The 16303-nt window shown below is 39.2% G+C and carries 12 protein-coding genes and 1 tRNA gene; 4 read left to right on the forward strand and 9 right to left on the reverse strand.

Annotated features, from left to right (window positions below; genetic code table 11):
- Positions 1-144: 144 nt before the first annotated feature.
- Together H4J70_RS02635 and H4J70_RS02640 are read right to left on the reverse strand one after the other, a co-directional pair.
- Complete coding sequence (locus H4J70_RS02635) at positions 145-2157, reverse strand: S8 family serine peptidase (RefSeq protein ID WP_182250578.1); 2013 nt, start codon at positions 2155-2157, stop codon at positions 145-147.
- 20 nt (positions 2158-2177) lie between these two features.
- Positions 2178-4067 carry an Ig-like domain-containing protein gene (locus H4J70_RS02640; protein ID WP_182250579.1) on the reverse strand — a complete coding sequence of 630 codons (1890 nt, stop codon included), beginning with the start codon at positions 4065-4067 and terminating at the stop codon, positions 2178-2180.
- A gap of 361 nt (positions 4068-4428) precedes the next feature.
- Between H4J70_RS02640 and H4J70_RS20965 the strand changes: the two genes are divergently transcribed.
- Entirely contained in the window at positions 4429-4629 is a 201-nt protein-coding gene (locus tag H4J70_RS20965) for a helix-turn-helix domain-containing protein (RefSeq protein WP_404842480.1), read from the forward strand.
- A 20-nt stretch (positions 4630-4649) separates the two neighbouring features.
- Here H4J70_RS20965 and H4J70_RS02650 read toward each other — a convergent pair whose 3' ends face one another.
- The 3 genes from H4J70_RS02650 to H4J70_RS02660 form a co-directional block, all read right to left on the reverse strand.
- Complete coding sequence (locus H4J70_RS02650; protein ID WP_182250581.1) at positions 4650-4856, reverse strand: hypothetical protein; 207 nt, start codon at positions 4854-4856, stop codon at positions 4650-4652.
- Between the two features lie 97 nt (positions 4857-4953).
- Complete coding sequence (locus H4J70_RS02655; protein WP_182250582.1) at positions 4954-5454, reverse strand: hypothetical protein; 501 nt, start codon at positions 5452-5454, stop codon at positions 4954-4956.
- A 96-nt stretch (positions 5455-5550) separates the two neighbouring features.
- Complete coding sequence (locus tag H4J70_RS02660; protein WP_182250583.1) at positions 5551-6414, reverse strand: hypothetical protein; 864 nt, start codon at positions 6412-6414, stop codon at positions 5551-5553.
- A gap of 432 nt (positions 6415-6846) precedes the next feature.
- On the opposite strand from H4J70_RS02660, the gene H4J70_RS02665 reads away from it, so the two are divergent.
- Positions 6847-8433 carry a hypothetical protein gene (locus H4J70_RS02665; protein ID WP_182250584.1) on the forward strand — a complete coding sequence of 529 codons (1587 nt, stop codon included), beginning with the start codon at positions 6847-6849 and terminating at the stop codon, positions 8431-8433.
- An 88-nt stretch (positions 8434-8521) separates the two neighbouring features.
- On the opposite strand, the gene H4J70_RS02670 is transcribed toward H4J70_RS02665, so the two are convergent.
- Together H4J70_RS02670 and H4J70_RS02675 are read right to left on the reverse strand one after the other, a co-directional pair.
- Positions 8522-8598, reverse strand: a tRNA-Ile gene (locus H4J70_RS02670).
- A gap of 164 nt (positions 8599-8762) precedes the next feature.
- A complete protein-coding gene (locus tag H4J70_RS02675; protein WP_182250585.1) occupies positions 8763-11522 on the reverse strand; it encodes a choice-of-anchor B family protein in 2760 nt (919 codons plus the stop codon).
- A 142-nt stretch (positions 11523-11664) separates the two neighbouring features.
- On the opposite strand from H4J70_RS02675, the gene H4J70_RS02680 reads away from it, so the two are divergent.
- Positions 11665-12501: an MbnP family copper-binding protein gene (locus H4J70_RS02680; RefSeq protein ID WP_182218042.1), complete on the forward strand. Its 837-nt coding sequence runs from the start codon at positions 11665-11667 to the stop codon at positions 12499-12501.
- A complete protein-coding gene (locus H4J70_RS02685) occupies positions 12494-13654 on the forward strand; it encodes an MbnH family di-heme enzyme (RefSeq protein ID WP_182250586.1) in 1161 nt (386 codons plus the stop codon). Before H4J70_RS02680 ends, H4J70_RS02685 begins: the two co-directional genes overlap by 8 nt.
- Positions 13655-13657: 3 nt before the next feature.
- Here the strand turns inward: H4J70_RS02685 and H4J70_RS02690 are convergent, their stop codons facing one another.
- Positions 13658-14287 carry a hypothetical protein gene (locus tag H4J70_RS02690; RefSeq protein WP_182250587.1) on the reverse strand — a complete coding sequence of 210 codons (630 nt, stop codon included), beginning with the start codon at positions 14285-14287 and terminating at the stop codon, positions 13658-13660.
- A gap of 117 nt (positions 14288-14404) precedes the next feature.
- Positions 14405-16246, reverse strand: coding sequence for an RNA polymerase sigma factor RpoD (rpoD, locus tag H4J70_RS02695; protein ID WP_146798012.1), 1842 nt, complete (start codon positions 16244-16246; stop codon positions 14405-14407).
- Positions 16247-16303 lie beyond the last annotated feature (57 nt).

Below are 16303 nucleotides of genomic sequence, written 5' to 3' on the forward strand. Positions count from 1 at the left end.
TAAGTTAGATTAAAGCCTCACAGCCTAAATTATCTGACCGACTTTGATCCACTACAAAGAATAAATGACTTTATTTATCCTGAATAGTGGTAGTTATATAGAACTAAATAACCCCCTAGAAAAGAGAGGGGCTATTATTTAAATTTAAATACAATACGTCGGTTTTTGTGCGCTAGCTAAGTCTAGTTCGAATATATCACCACAGTTGCCGCTATCACAGGCTCTAACGCCAAGACGTGTACTGCCTTGCATGTTGATGGTGGTGCTTGGATATGCCAAGACGCCACCGCCTACAGGGACGATAAGTTCAGCGTTACTGGTGGTTAGATCAACATCTTGTGTGTTTGACGTGTACATTTCGTAATGGATATTGGCGACAGGTTTGTCAAAATAACCAAAGTTTGCTTGATAGCTATTACAGGCTTTTTCTTTGCCGATAAGGTCTGCAATCGCGTCTAAATACACCGTTTGATCGTCATTAACGATGTGGGCAAATTGGTGTACCACGTTGCCTGTTTCAATTGTTTCACTGCTAAAGGTAGAAGCTACGGCTTTATAGCCGTTGCCTGCGCCTGCGTTGGGCAATAAATGTTTGCGCTGTGTGGTTTGACCGATTTCGTTGGTGTCATAGCGTGGCGCGGTATTTTTAATAATTGCCATAATTTCCGCAGGGTTAAGGGTCGGTTGCACCATTTTAATTTGTACCACCATTGCCGCTACTAACGGTGAGGCGATACTGGTGCCGCTGATTGTTGCAAAACACCCGTCATTGCCGCCGATCGTGCCGTCAGGTCTGGTACATAGTGATGCGAGTGATTGTGCGTCCTGTGCATAAACAGATCCATTGATGCGGGCGGCGTGTACACTGCTACCTAACATACTTACATCGACCAACTTGCCAAAATTACTGAAACTGGTGATTTCACCTGACAGATCGTGAGCGCCTACGGTCAGGACATTGTCACACGATGCGGTCGTAAAATTCGCCGCATCTACGGAGCTATTGCCTGCCGCCACGACCACGGTAACCCCGCGTTCATACGCGTAATTCACCGCGTCTTGTAAGGCGTCTGAGCAACCATTGGCGTCATTGCCGCCTAAGCTCATGTTGATGACATCCGCAGGGGCTGAAATATCGTTCACATCTGCCACTGACATGCCCGCCGCCCAATAAATTCCGTCAATAATGTCGTTACTGCCGCCGCCATCAGGGTTCATGACACGCACAGGAATAAGCTCGACATCGCCATCATCATTAAGGGCGGTAATGCCTAAGCCATTGTCATTTTTCATCGCGATAGCGGAAGCTATAGATAGTCCGTGACCGCCAATATCGACCGTGCCATCAGAGATAGGATTATTGTTACTGTCATAAGTGAACTGCCATCTTTTATCTGTTGCATCGTTGTCGCGTGTGCCGATTTGATAATCGCTCATGGGGCAAATAACATCACCGCCGCCATGGTTGTCATCACCAGAGGCACAGGTTGCCGCCACTTGACCTGATAACATATCGACTTCATCAGTTGACCATGTAATATCTTCGTTTAACCACTTGCCCTGATCTAACACCGCGACGCGCACTTTGCGGGTAATTTGTTTGTTGGCGGCAACATATTTCATCGCCTTAACGAAATCACCTGCGCCCATGGTGTAAGCGCCTTGCGACTGAAAAACCACTTGTTTTGAAAAAAACGGGTCGTTAAAGGCGTTTGTTTCTACGGCTTGTGCTTGATAGCTGTTGCTCGGTGTTGCTTGACGAGCAGGCGATGAAACGTTAACAGGGTCACTTTTGTAAAAGGTGTTTGGCGAGACATAGTCAAAATAGCCTGTTGCCATGAGCGCTTGTTTTGCTTCAAGAAACGTATTAGCTTCTACGGTGTACGTGTCGGTGCGATTCGCCCCAGAGCGTACGTGTTCTAACGTATAGCCTGATAATTCGCTGACGGTAACCGCAGGTGAAGCAATGACTTTTGCCTGACTGTTAGACACGTTTTCTGTGCGTTGTTTAGCGCGTAATACGCGTTGCTTTGGCGTATCAAAAGCGGCTTGATAATCGGCTTGTTCTTTCCATTTCACCACAACACTGAACGTGTCAGCGTGTGCCGTGATTGTTGATAATGTGACGATAATCGCACTTAATATTAACTTTTTCATTTTATCTCTCCTCATTATCATTAAAGACTGTTGTTATACGCTTTACGCGCGATAGCATCTAAGAATTTGAATGCACTGTTGAATACCCACTCGCTGTTCACATAACTGCCATAGTTGGTGTTGCCGATAAAGCGCGAGACACGTGCCGTAGTGTTCAGTGTATATTCTGCATTATCACTGACTAGCACCTCGCCTAAGCCAAGTTCCGTGGCGTACTGATTGACGATAGCAATCACGTACACCCCTGTTGTTTCTAAGCCGCGAATGAGTCCATCAATCAAGTTGATCGCGTTTTGTGCTCTAGACGCATCGGCATAAAATTCACTCATGTTTAGGGTCGCTATGTAACTGTTGTGGTTGTTTCTCGCGACATCCACATTCATGACGCGATTTTCAATATTGGTCAGTGCAAGCAGTCGTGCTTCGTAAGTTTGTTGACTGATAGTGTTGTTAATTAACAACGCGTCAAGCATAAATTCAGCCGCTAACTCTAATTCCATGCCTTGTGATAAGTGACGCCCTAATTCTGCGACTTTTTCACTCATGGCGACTTGATTAGCGTTCCACGCGGTGGCTACATTGACGCGGATCAGCCCGAAATTGGTCAAGCCATCTTCACGAAAGGTAAAGGTGTATGCCAGTGGAATATTTTTACCTGCACCGCCTGTTTTTGGGGTAATGGTGATGGTTTGTGCGGTTGCATCGACTGAAAAATCCAGTAAATTTTCAGCGCGGTCGCCGTCATTGTAATAATCGACACCATGGAACGCATAATGCTCGGTATCTAGGGCGTTTACACGATAAGTTAGGGTGTACGATTGTCCCTCAAACATGATATTAGGCACGTTTTCGACAGAAACTTCTGATAAGGAAATGGATTTTAAGAGGGTAAAACGTGCCTCGGCAGTGGCGGTAAGACTGCCTGCATCGCGCACGGTAATACTGGCGCTAAAGTCGTGACTGGTAATTGGTGAAGCGGGCATTTGGATGATAACCAATTGATTTTCCACGTCCACTTCATACGTAAAGGTGAAAGGAAAATTTGCAATCGGATCTAAATCCGTAATAACCACGTCATACGTCAGAGCATTGGCGGCAGTTTCTGCATCGCTTGCGGTAAAAGGAATAACCAATTGTGTACGGTCGATCACGGTGTAATCGGCAATGCCTGAGTCGGTGTTGATGACTATGCTTGGGTCAGCATTAACCACTTCGACAAAAAGTATAGACACGAGCGTATCTATTGTAGCTGTATTACCAAGGGCATCAGTCACCAAGACGGTAAAGGCTTGATCCTCCGTATTTACGGTCACATCGCCTGTGATAACAACCGCTTCTTGTGTGTCACTGTCGTAGTTCACGGTGAGCAAGTCATTGCTTGTCGTTACCTCAACACTCACGATATCGTCTTGCGGGTCGCTCATTAGTAAGGGGATGCGATTGGTTGTTTGCTCAAAAAATTCATAACTAGATTGCTCGGTAGATATGATAGGAAAAACATTGTCTGGGATATTCGTCACTGACACTGAGATGGTTGTCATTGAACTGCCGCCTTTCCCATCGCTTGCTGTCAACGTGATTGTACCTGAAACATCGGCATCAACATCTATAGCTGTGATGGTAAGCGTGTTACCCGATAAGCTCGTACTGAAAGCATCTGAGTTATCACTCACACTAACAGACACATTGTCGGCATCCGCATCAGAGGTTGTGATGGTTAACGTAGTTGCAGAGTTTTCATCTAATGTAACAGATGAAACATCTGTTGATATAGTAGGCGCATTATTGATTGGTGTGGTGCCGCCTCCGCCATTGTTTCCACCAGAGTTGTCACTACCACCTCCGCCGCCACACGCTGTGAGGATAAATGTACTTATGATAAGTGCTATTAACTTTCCTTTGTTCTTCATTGAATTCCCTTGAATAGATAAATAAGAAGCTCTAGTTATTAAGAAACAAGCAGAGCCTTTTGTAAAAAAATGAGATCTGGTACCAAATATCCGACTTAATCGCTACTGATTGATCCGAAGTGTTTATTGTTGGCAAATGTTTATTAACATATTGAAACTAGTGGGCATTAAAGTAACTCAATACAGCTAAGTTTCAATACAACGTATTTTTAATCAATTTCCGTAAAAAATTTATTATTATTTTATAAATCAAGCTTTAGGATGGGGCATCTTATTTAAAATGGCCTTACCCTTCCTGTCAACTAAAACTTAGGTGGTAGTGTAAAATAACCTGAATAGTGAAGATACCGAAGTAAAAATAATTTCTCAGCAATTAAAGAGGGTTAGATTGTTTAAAGGGCTTAGCCAGCAGGCTGTTGGTAACGTTTTAAGCGTGTCAAATCATCAATACAGTAAGTTTGAAAGTGGATTAAACCGAATATCCGCTTCGCAACTATTAAAGATCGCTAACGAATATTCAGTGCCTGTCGAGTTATTATTTTCAGATGTTGAGTTTCAGTGACTATTACAAAAACTGAGAGATTAAACGCTGGTCATTCCCCACCAGTTTTTCCCAGCTGATTGCATTAGGGCATGGATTTTCAGTCCATGTTCTGTGTAGAGCTTTTTTGTTTTAACTTGAGTAATTATTGAGCCTATGATCTGCCAGCGTTCGTTGTTGGAACGAAGCGGAATTTGCTGCTCGGCTTCGAAGAAAGTTTTGATCTCTTTTATACGTTCGTTGTACATAAAACACCTCATTAAGTGAGGCATATTATAGTTTAAGTTTGGCTATTATCCAAATATGTATAATAACATCAATGGCATGCAGTGGTTGTGTTGTTTTTTATTTTTTTGGTTTAACGCTTGGATTTCTATTTGTTGATGACAAATTCGTACCGTCATCATCTTCTTGTCGTTTCATTCTAATGTATGCATTGAGATCATAGTAAGAACTTAAGCTACAGAGCCTTTTTACTACGCCGTTATCATTCTGAACAATATGTATATCTTTATATGCACTTACAGCGAGTTGAAATAGTAATCCAGATTCTAATAAGTTACCGAATGTTATAAGTTTTAAATTGTCGTAGTGTGTGTCTTGAATTGATTGAGCAAGACTTGTAGCGCGATTACCATTCCACAGTCTTCTGTCGTCCCATAACTTGTCAAACATCTGTTTTGCGTATTTTACAGGTGTAGCTTTAAGTGCATTGGCAAAGCTCACGTCTTCTTCAATCATCAGCTCGATTTCTTGACTCAGCCAGTCGATACAGGTTCCGTCATTTAATGCGTCGGCTAATTTTTCTGATAATTTATAAGCGATTGAATATATAGGTAGGTTCATATGTTTTTCTCCGTTGTTTATATTAAAATTCTCATTTCAGAAATAAACATCAAGAGCGGAAGCGCGAGGAGTAAAATAACGCCATTAGGTATTGATTTAAAGCTTCCTTTTTATTTTGGGAGTGATTTTGGCTGAGTCAGGCATATCAGGGTCTAAATCTTCGATATTACTGATCATGTTGCCTAATTCATCACCTGCTTGATTAGAGATTCGAACAATATCATTAAGTTTTGGAGCGATCTCTTCAGCTTGCAAAGAGGCGGCTTCAACTAGATTTAAAAGATAGTTTGATGCCCATAATTTGATACTTTTAATCAACTCTACAAAGCTTTGTTTTAACGCTAAAATTTTCTTTTCGGCTTTAATTACTTTTTCTTTTTGAACGACCCACTGTGGACGGTTTTTATTTTGTCTTCTCTTTGGAGTGTAATCAAGATTATCTATTCCAACAGTTGCTTTAACTCCTTCGTTGAAGGCCATTTTTACAGTGTGTGTTGTACATTTTTGCGTCATTTTCTTCTGCACTTTTTCATTAATGACATTAGACACGACAAGATGTATATGGCTGCACTTATCAGGTGATTCGCTCTCGTCATGAAGCACAGCAAAAGAGTGTTCTCGAATTTCTTTTAGGCTTAACCCTGTTTCTTTCGCGATATTACGGTAAGTTAGATGAAGTATTTTAGACCACTGCCTGCTATTCAAAGGAATTTCCCTAGGTAGCGACATGATGAACACTGTTGCTGCGTTTTGAATACCACCTCCGCGTACTCCAGCCTTTTTCCTTGCCTTTTGACGGCATTCTATCGATTTGATTATGTTATTCGCGTTATCCGTCAGCACATAAATTTTCGTGTAGAAATGTGAGGAGCGACTTTTATCTGTTAAGTAATTAATGTGGTTGTAGAAATTATTCTTTTTAAGTTGTTTTGTTTTAACGACCCAGTTTGGAGTTGCCATAATTTTCTTCGTTGTTAATTAATGTTTATCACATAGGTAAATCTAAACAAGGGGTTCAAAACAAATTTGATAAATGAAAGGATTAGCCAGATAGGGGCTTTAAAATCGTTTCACTCTTTAAAGCCCCTCCTGGCTATTTGCTGTCGCCAATAGAAGAAGAATTTTTTGCGGTTAAAATTGCAAAAAATGGTGGGATAAGAGTCAGATATAGGCAAAAAAAAATTCAGTTAAATGAGTAGGTTAATATTTTATTTATATAAAAAAATAGGGAGAGTAAAGGATGCGTTATCAACAAATACAATAACTTACCGCATGTTTAGATGAAGAAATATTTTGATAACAGTTACATCCCGCTATACTAAGTGTAATTATTTAATTACTAACTGATAAATCTGAATGCAAGCAACGAGCCTACATAATGAGCAAAGCGTTATGCCAACAAGCATAGCAAGCTCGTTATTGCATTTAGAAGATGAACGCTTACAGTTCGTCGCTGATATATTTACAAGTGAGGGTTTCTCCCCAAAAGATTTACGAAAAATATGTGTTATGGCTTCCTCCATGGCTCGTCAGATAGAGTTGGTAGAAAGTAATGCCCATTCACATAGTTCAATTCCTAAACCAACTAATTATTCATGTGCAACCGTTGATACTACATTTGACGCTAAAAATGATGCCATGGAAAGTACTCAATTGTCCTGTGAACTATCAAGGGTGAATGAGAATAAAAGCTCTAAGCAGTGCATGAAAGAGTTCTTGCAAGGGTTTTCAGGTGAGGCAAATAAAGTTATTGAAGGCTATAAGGGAATGTCTGTTCGATGTGGACAAAAGAGAAAAGCAATTTTTTTACGAGAAAATAACCATTCTAAATATTTCTCATTAATCTGGTATGACAAAGATTATCTGTTTAGAGATGAAGATATAGAAACTCTAGTAAACGCTCATGATCGGTTTCTACTGCGTTTGAAAGATAAGCATCCATGGAGAGACAAAAATTATATTTTGAATGGAGAATATCGCGAATTAAAGACTTTCAGAGAACTGTTAGAGTTTCATATGGAAGGAAAAACGCGAGAGTACCAAACTAAAATCAAGCGTTTTATTAAGCGTTTTTTTTCTGGCTCTTGGGGAGAAAAGCTTATGGCTAACTACTGTCGAGAATCATTTAAAATTGATTTCTTAGAACGGCCAATTACAGACAGGGGGGCTTCCGATAACAACGAGCTTATGAAAATTGTTCCTGCTGCGATTAATAGCGCTAAGAACCAGATGAATATTAAAATAGATGTGCAAAAGCTATTCAATAAAGGGGATCGTTCGCGAGCAGACAAATCTGATAAACAACCACCTAAGTTGTCAACATTAGCTTTATTCATCGAGGAAGCTTATCGCCTTGGGCATGATAGATTAGGATTAAGTCTAATTATACAATTAATGGCATCAACAAGACGTAAGCGCACAAACACACAGCTTTGGGAGACAGTAAACTTTATTAAGCAATCCATTGTTATTTCTTCTCTTGAGAGTAAAGGTGGCTTTGTGCGGCACCCAATACCATTGAGGTTGGTTGACATTCTGACAACAGAGAAGCTTAAGCAGGTAAATAATGTTCTATTACAGAAAGATAAGTGTGGTATTCCTGTATTTATGTTCGAAAGTGAGTTTAATAGTGGGAAACCTTTGACCAAGTTTGGAGATTACTTTAACTATGTTAAGCAAAGCTTGCTTGACAAAGAAAAGGCGCGAGGAGCTGATGGAATAGGATTTAAAGAGATTAAAAATTTTCAACAACATAGAATTAGAGATATTGTTGAACAACTGTTATTAGATGTTGGTGCATCAGAGGGACAGAAAGAAAAATGCCTAGGGCGTTTGCCGTCAGAAAAAGCGGATTCATACGGTAAGCTAGATATAGATACACTTAGTGGTTTAAAAAATAAAATGATTGCAAAAATAGAACTAGAGCATCCTGAACTAAAAGAGCTATTTCTGGGCTTAATAGACAACGAAGCTGAGTAGTGTTAGCGTATTAGAGTGTTAAAAAAGGTGTTAAAAGTTTGACTTAAGATACTGTAACCCTTTATTTTAAAGGGATTGTAAGAAGAAGTGGTGGCCCCTCCCTGACTTGAACAGGGGACCTGTCGATTATGAGTCGAATGCTCTAACCAACTGAGCTAAGGGGCCATCTTTTTATCCGCTTTAAATTGAGACTTCAACTTAAAGCGGCGTGAAGTATAAGCATTTTTTATTTTGTTGTCACTAGCGTATTTTTAAAAAATGATAAATTTTACGTTGTTCGCTTAATTGTTAGGCAATACGGGTGATTTTATATCACTATTGCCTAGATACTATTTATTGATAATGACTTTTCTCTTGGTTAATAAAGATAATGAAAGGATTGTTAGCCATAATATTGTGCCGCCGCTACTTGGTGTGTTGGGCGTTGGTGTTACTACAACAGGTGCGACTACTGAAACAATAACACTCCCTGTACTTGATGCGCCTCTGAAATCAGTAGCGGTAAGTTTAAATGTTAACGAGGTAGCGTTATTTGGGGCTGTAAAGCTAGCTGATAACATATCAGCGTTAGTTATTGATACCGTTGAGCCTGCTGTTTGCTCCCATAAGTAGGTCATACTGTCGCTTTCTGCATCGATGGCTTGAGCCGTTAACGTTACACCTTGATTAGTATTTACTTCAAAATTTTCTCTTAGGGTAACCATAGGTGCTGTATTTTGATCATCATCAGCAATAGTGAATATAATCTCTGCATTATTACCTAACCGACTATTATCGATGCTTGATAAGGTTAAGGTGAACGTTTCATTTTCTTCTTCTTCAATATCATCAATAATAGTTAATATAATTTTTTTAGTATCACTTTCACCTTCGCCCCAAGATACTTGCCCCGATGCATCAATGATATCGCTACCAATAATCGCTTGCCCTGAAGTCAGTTGATACTGGAATGAGATACTGCCCGATGTGCTACCCATTCGGTTAACATTTACGGTGTATTCATCAACATTCTCTGCGATTGTTTGCTCGTCGAATTCAAAGCTTCCCGTTCCTTTGTCTATTAACCCAGTAATATTGATAGTGTTGTAACTGTTTGAGCCAAGTGTTGCACCATTTGTTGGATTATATAAACGTATAAAAAAAGACTCTGACAATTCGGTATTTGTTAGGTCATCTGCAATATCAATACTTATTGTCTTATTGGTATTATCGTTTGCAGCCCAAGTGAGTGTGTTGTTTTCTACATCAAAGTCAGTGCCTTTTTTGGCGCTACCTTGAATTACTTGGTAACTTACCGCAGTACTTTCTGTAATGTCTGAACCATTACGTTGCACAATGAGGTTGAGTGTTGTTCCTTGAGCGGTTTCTGTGCTTTTACTGGTAAAGCTGAACATTCCTTTCGTTGACGCTTTTGCGTTATCTTTTAATACATACAGACCACTGTTAATATCGCTAACGAGAATATTTCCTGACGGTAAAAATGGATAAACGCCCCATGCACCATTAAAGCTTGCTGAGTTACTCGGTGTGAAAGTATCAAAGAACCCAACTTCAGTAGGCGTTGTAGGATCCGTAATGTCTAAAATGGTTAAGCCACGTTCGTAGTTAGACATATAGTATCTATTACCTCGAACAAAACCATTATGATCAATCGCTTGTGTAGGACCTGTCCATTGGCCAACCTGTGTTGGGTTCGTTAGGTCCCCAATTGAAAATATTCTAACAGTGGTGTTTAATCCACCACGAAATTCATCAAATTCATCATGTAATAAAATGAACTGCTTATCTTCAGTGCCCCAACCAGAATGTACATATTTATTGTTCGGAGCTACGTCGTTATATTCAGCCGCACCTAACTGAGTTGAGTTATTTGGATCGGTGATATTCCATAACTTCATGACGTCTTCATTAAAATCAATGAAAACAGTACAGCTACCTGACGTTAAACCACAATCATTAACTGAACGTTGATCATCTATAACAAGAGAAGCCCCATCATGGGTGTAGCCATTACCAAAATTGTTAGCAGTAACGTTGACTAATGTTTTTGGGTTTTCTAATGAATAGCTTTGGAAAGCTCCACCCCTACTGTTTGTGCCAATAAGTTGCAGTGAAGCTGTTTGATCTGGAAGCGTTATATTAAGGGTATGATCAACATTAGTGATATAAACATTATGGGCTCTACTGACGACTTTATTCTTTTCAACTAAGGTTATTGAATGAGGAAGATTGTTAAGGTCAATGATAGTCACATAATCTGTTGGACCATTTCGAACACCTTCGGTTGTAACATAAGCATAGGCTTGCCATAAATTGATATTTTCATCAAAGTATTGGTAAACTTTTACATCTCGCCATGTTGACGTTACTCCAGCTATTGTACCCACTTCAACAGGAGTGGTTGGGTTTGTAACATTAACCACAACAACGCCATTTTTTACACCCATAATAGCAAATTCATTACCCGTATTTAAATCTACATGGCCCCAAATATCGTTGCCTTCAACAGGATCACTCGACATTGCAGTTAATGGGAAATGAGCGAGTAAATCAATGTTATTGCAGTCAAAAATATCAGCTTTGCCATTAACACAAGGTTCATTTGCTTGGCTCTCACTGAGTTGATAATAACTTGCAAGTTTTTGTTTTAAATCTTTATCTTTAGCAAAGGCTTTACCATCTGCAATAACGCTAAAACCGTTGCTACGAAGCTCATCAACCATTTCAATTGGAATATTATGTAAAGTGGTAACATTTGACTGAGGGCTTTGTGATTGGTAATGATCAAACTGATTATAGCCTCCGACGACTGAGACAAGAGCGCTTTTTAAATAAAATAATTCTTCGCTTGAAGTGATTGTAAAGTCGCCTGAAGCAACAAGTACGTTATCACCTTTGTTTGCTTGGCTAACCGCATAGGCAATTGTTTTACAGGGTCTAAGAACATTATCACAGCGGTCTTTATCTACGCCATTAACAGCAACAAACCTCGACTTATCATGCTCTGAATGAGCGAATGTATTTGAAGAGAGTAAAAAATAAGATATTGAAATAATCGCAATGCCAAGAGGTAATGATATTTTAGCCATAATGTGCTCGTTTTTTATTTAGCTGCTCAATATTTGATGGCTTTACCATAGCAAGTTAACGTACAATTTAAAACCAACTCGTTAACATTACTTTAACTTCATGTAAATATTACTTTGCATTCAACGATTAAGCCTTATTCAAATGAACCGTTATATATTAAAAAAAATTTTATCTGTCACAACTATTTTTGGGTTAAGTATTACCTTACTTTCAGGATGTTTTCAAAAGTCACAGCCCACAAAAATTTCTTTTCAAGCTGTTTATAAAAATACTGACATTAACTGTGCAAGCAGTTTCTCTGATGTTCATGAATTAAAAAGTAGCGAATCACAAAAGTGGCAATATCAGCAGTTACAGTTTTTTATACATGGCGTTGAAGTGAATACCAGTAGTAATGGTTGGCAGCCTTGGCTGATGACAACAAATGCAAATCAAGCAGACAATGTCGCTTTACTGGGAGAGATATGTGATAGAAAAAATGGCAAAGGTTATTGGCAACTCGAATTAATGCCATTAGATGAAGCGGCTGTTGTTACTGATATTCGTTTTACTTTAGGTGTACCATTTGCACTTAATCACCTGAATCCATTAACCCAGCCTAGCCCATTAAATGACGCTTCAATGTTTTGGGGATGGCAAGGGGGGCATAAATTTATGCGGGCCGAGTTAGTCTCTCAAAATGATGACTGGCTATTTCACCTAGGCTCTACAGGTTGTAAAGCATTAAGCCCAGTACGAGCACCAAAAAATGAATGTTTGTATCCTAATCGCGTGGCTGTTGCTTTACCTTTTACCTTGGAAAATTCTACCATTGAATTTGATTTAGCGTTGTTAGTACGAGATGTTGGATTAGCACGCAAAAATAGTTGTCAATCGGCAATCGATGAAGAGAGTTGTAAAATGTTATTTAAAAACTTAGGTTTGGGAGCGAATACTAGTAATGAATCGTTGTTATTTAAGACAAAAAATAATGGGTAATTGGCTTCTACATCGACTTAAATTAATACTTCAGTGCTTATTCACTTTTGGCATTTGCTTGGCTTTGCAGTCATGTAGTGATGATAATAAATTAGAAAGTGATTATCAGTGGCCAATTATCGAAGGTTTTCCTAAACCACAAGTACCACAAGATAACCCAATGACCCAAGCAAAAGTTAATTTAGGTAAACAACTCTTTTTTGATAAAAATTTGTCAGCTAATCAACAACAAGCGTGTGCAAGTTGTCATCATCAAGAGTTTGCTTTTGGTGAAAATATTCCCCATTCATTTGGCAGCACCGCACAACCACATCGACGTAATGCCTCTGCTTTAGTTAATATAGCGTATAACAAAACGTTAACGTGGGCACACGACGGTTTAACCTCTATTGAACAGCAAATACTATTACCTATGTTTGGTGAATCGCCGGTTGAGCTAGGCATAACCGGTCATGAAGAAGAAGTTTTAGCGCGATTTAATACCAAGAGTTATCAGCGTTTATTCACTGAAGCCTTCCCAGGAAAAACCATAAGTTTCGATTTAATTGTGAAAGCATTAGCGAGCTATGTTCGCAGTTTAGTTTCTTTAAATTCGCCTTTTGATAGCTATGCATATTTGGCTGATGACAATGCTATTTCTGCCTCGGCTTTGCGCGGTATGAATTTATTTTTCTCAGAGCAGCTTGAATGCCATCATTGTCACGGCGGATTTAATTTCACTCAGTCTACCAGTCATGAAAAACAGCTAATTGATCGTAGGCCTTTTCATAATACGGGTTTGTATAATGTTAGTGATAGTCACAAATCAGGTTACCCTAAACATGATACTGGTTTGTCTGAAATTTCAACGTTAGCAAGAGATAATGGCCGATTTAGAGCGCCAACATTACGTAATATTGAAGTTAGTGCGCCCTACATGCATGACGGCAGTATTGGAAGCTTAGCGGAAGTTATTGATTTTTATGCCGCGGGTGGACGAAATGTTACTACGGGTAAATATCAAGGTGATGGTCGAAGTAATCCACTGAAAAGTCAGTTCATTAAAGGGTTTGTCTTAACAAAAGCAGAAAAAGAAGACTTAATTGCTTTTTTGAAAACCTTAACGGACCAAACATTTCTATCTGATCCCAAGCATATTATTGTTGATAAGTAAGTCTTAAAACGTGAAGGTTAAACCTGCTGATAATTCACTTTGCACCCACATATCGCTCGATATTGCGATTTTACAGGTATTGTTATCACAGAAAAGTGCGTCTTGAGAGTCAATAAGTGTCGCATATACTCTTGCACCTAAACGAATCGCTATACGGTCATTGAGTTGTAATTTACTGTAAAACCCTAGGTTTACTGAGAGTTTAGTTTCATCATCAAGTTCTTTTGCCTCGGGTGAAAAATGCGTAACACCAAAGCCACCAGAAAACCAAAAGGGGACTAAGCTATTTGAAAGTGGCACATTACCACCGATATGTAGGTAAGTTACCGATAAGTCACTAGTATAAGGGCTTAGTAAACTGGCAGGAATTAATTCACTTTCATAGTGACTTATCAGCAACTCACCTTGTCGTTTATTGTCATAAGGCCAAGCAACAATCACCCCAAAACTTGAGCCTTCATCTATATCTACTGCTAATGACTGAGGTTCATCAACACCATAAAAATCTCCAGCAATAGTAAAATCTCCTCCCAAACGGTAACCTGCAAAGGGAGTTACTTCGATAGGTCCAGATTTAGCCGCTAAAGTAGGTAGTGTTAAAAATAAAGAAAATAGTAGAATGAGAGAGCGCATTGAAAGTCCTTTTATGAAAAATTTGATTGGCTGATTATTGAGTCGAGTTAATTAAAGACAAAAAAAATCCAGTAATTAATTACTGGATTTTAAGTCATCTATTTAAAAATGAAAGCTTTATTCGCCGTCTAAGAAACTTTTAAGCTGCTCAGAGCGAGAAGGGTGACGTAATTTACGTAACGCTTTTGCTTCGATTTGACGAATACGTTCACGGGTAACATCAAACTGCTTACCTACTTCTTCTAACGTATGATCGGTATTCATATCGATACCAAAACGCATTCTTAACACTTTAGCTTCACGAGCGGTTAAGCCAGCTAATACTTCGTGTGTCGCATCTTTCAAGTTTTCAGCGGTAGCCGAGTCAACAGGTAGTTCGCCATTACCATCTTCAATAAAATCGCCCAAGTGTGAATCTTCGTCATCACCGATAGGGGTTTCCATTGAAATAGGTTCTTTAGCAATTTTCAATACTTTACGAATCTTATCTTCCGGCATGATCATGCGTTCAGCTAATTCTTCAGGTGTTGGCTCACGTCCCATTTCTTGTAACATCTGACGAGAAATACGATTCAATTTATTAATCGTTTCTATCATATGTACAGGGATACGAATCGTTCTGGCTTGGTCAGCAATTGAACGGGTGATCGCTTGACGGATCCACCACGTTGCATACGTTGAAAATTTGTAACCACGACGGTATTCAAATTTATCAACCGCTTTCATCAAACCAATGTTACCTTCTTGGATTAAATCTAAGAATTGTAAACCACGGTTGGTATATTTTTTAGCAATCGAGATAACTAAACGTAGGTTAGCTTCAACCATTTCTTTTTTCGCACGACGAGCCTTAGCTTCACCGATAGACATACGACGGTTAATATCTTTAATACCGTGTACATTTAAGAACGTTTCTTTTTCTAATTGGTTTAATTTATAAATACAACGTTCAACGTCTAACTCAATATCAGACATTTTTGCTGAATAAGCATGACCTGCAGCTTTTTGCTCGTTAAACCAATCTTTAGAGGTTTCATTACCTGGAAAGATTTTGATAAACGTTGTTTTAGGCATGCCAGCACCAACAACACAGTGCTTCATGATTAAACGTTCTTGAATACGTAATCTATCCATTACGCTACGCATGTTTTTAACAAGCTTATCAAAAAGTTTAGGGATTAAACGGAATTCTTTAAATACTTCAGCTAAATCATCAATCGCTGCTTGTGCGTCTTTATGACCGCGACCTTTAGCATTAATAACTTTATTTGCTTTTTCGTAGGCATTGCGAAGTAGAGTGAACTTTTCTTTAGCAAGTTCAGGACAAGGACCGGTATCTTCTTCTTCCTCATCTTCTTCGTCGCCATCAGACTTATCTTCGTCGTTGAGCTCTTCTTTTGAAAGCTCTGAACCAATATGCGTCGCTGCTGCTGGAATTTCTTCTTCTTCAGCATCAGGGTCTAAAAAGCCAACGATAATATCGGTTAAACGTACTTCTTCAGCTTCAAAGTTGTCCCACATATCGAGTAAAAAATTGATTGCCGGCGGATATTCAGCAACACTACGCTGAACTTCCTTAATGCCTTCTTCAATACGCTTAGCGATAACAATTTCGCCTTTACGCGTTAATAGCTCAACCGTACCCATTTCACGCATGTACATGCGGACAGGATCAGTTGTTCTACCAATTTCGCTTTCAACCGTAGCAAGTGCTTGGGCAGCTGCTTCAGCAGCATCTTCATCAGTATTACCTTCTGTCATCATCAAGGTATCTTGATCTGGAGCAGTTTCGAATACCTGAATACCCATGTCGTTGATCATTCTAACGATGTCTTCAACTTGGTCTGAATCGATTATATCTTGTGGCAGGTGATCGTTAACTTGAGCAAAAGTTAAGTAACCTTGCTCTTTACCTTTGGTAATGAGCTCTTTAAGTCTAGATTGTGGGGCTTGATTCATTGACGAGTGTCCACCTAAATTATGGCTATCAAAATGAAAACAGTAAGCCGGAAATTA

It is taken from the genome of Colwellia sp. BRX8-9, from assembly GCF_014077245.1.
In the GTDB taxonomy this organism is placed as follows: domain Bacteria; phylum Pseudomonadota; class Gammaproteobacteria; order Enterobacterales; family Alteromonadaceae; genus Colwellia_A.

Excerpts from the sequence above, each read along its gene's own strand:
- H4J70_RS02680 (WP_182218042.1), top strand. The coding sequence starts at position 11,665 with ATGAACCGTTATATATTAAAAAAAATTTTATCTGTCACAACTATTTTT.
- H4J70_RS02650 (WP_182250581.1), bottom strand. The coding sequence starts at position 4,856 with ATGTACAACGAACGTATAAAAGAGATCAAAACTTTCTTCGAAGCCGAG.
- H4J70_RS02685 (WP_182250586.1), top strand. The coding sequence starts at position 12,494 with ATGGGTAATTGGCTTCTACATCGACTTAAATTAATACTTCAGTGCTTA.
- H4J70_RS02635 (WP_182250578.1), bottom strand. The coding sequence starts at position 2,157 with ATGAAAAAGTTAATATTAAGTGCGATTATCGTCACATTATCAACAATC.
- H4J70_RS02655 (WP_182250582.1), bottom strand. The coding sequence starts at position 5,454 with ATGAACCTACCTATATATTCAATCGCTTATAAATTATCAGAAAAATTA.
- rpoD (WP_146798012.1), bottom strand. The coding sequence starts at position 16,246 with ATGAATCAAGCCCCACAATCTAGACTTAAAGAGCTCATTACCAAAGGT.
- H4J70_RS02690 (WP_182250587.1), bottom strand. The coding sequence starts at position 14,287 with ATGCGCTCTCTCATTCTACTATTTTCTTTATTTTTAACACTACCTACT.
- H4J70_RS02640 (WP_182250579.1), bottom strand. The coding sequence starts at position 4,067 with ATGAAGAACAAAGGAAAGTTAATAGCACTTATCATAAGTACATTTATC.
- H4J70_RS02665 (WP_182250584.1), top strand. The coding sequence starts at position 6,847 with ATGCCAACAAGCATAGCAAGCTCGTTATTGCATTTAGAAGATGAACGC.
- H4J70_RS02660 (WP_182250583.1), bottom strand. The coding sequence starts at position 6,414 with ATGGCAACTCCAAACTGGGTCGTTAAAACAAAACAACTTAAAAAGAAT.
- H4J70_RS02675 (WP_182250585.1), bottom strand. The coding sequence starts at position 11,522 with ATGGCTAAAATATCATTACCTCTTGGCATTGCGATTATTTCAATATCT.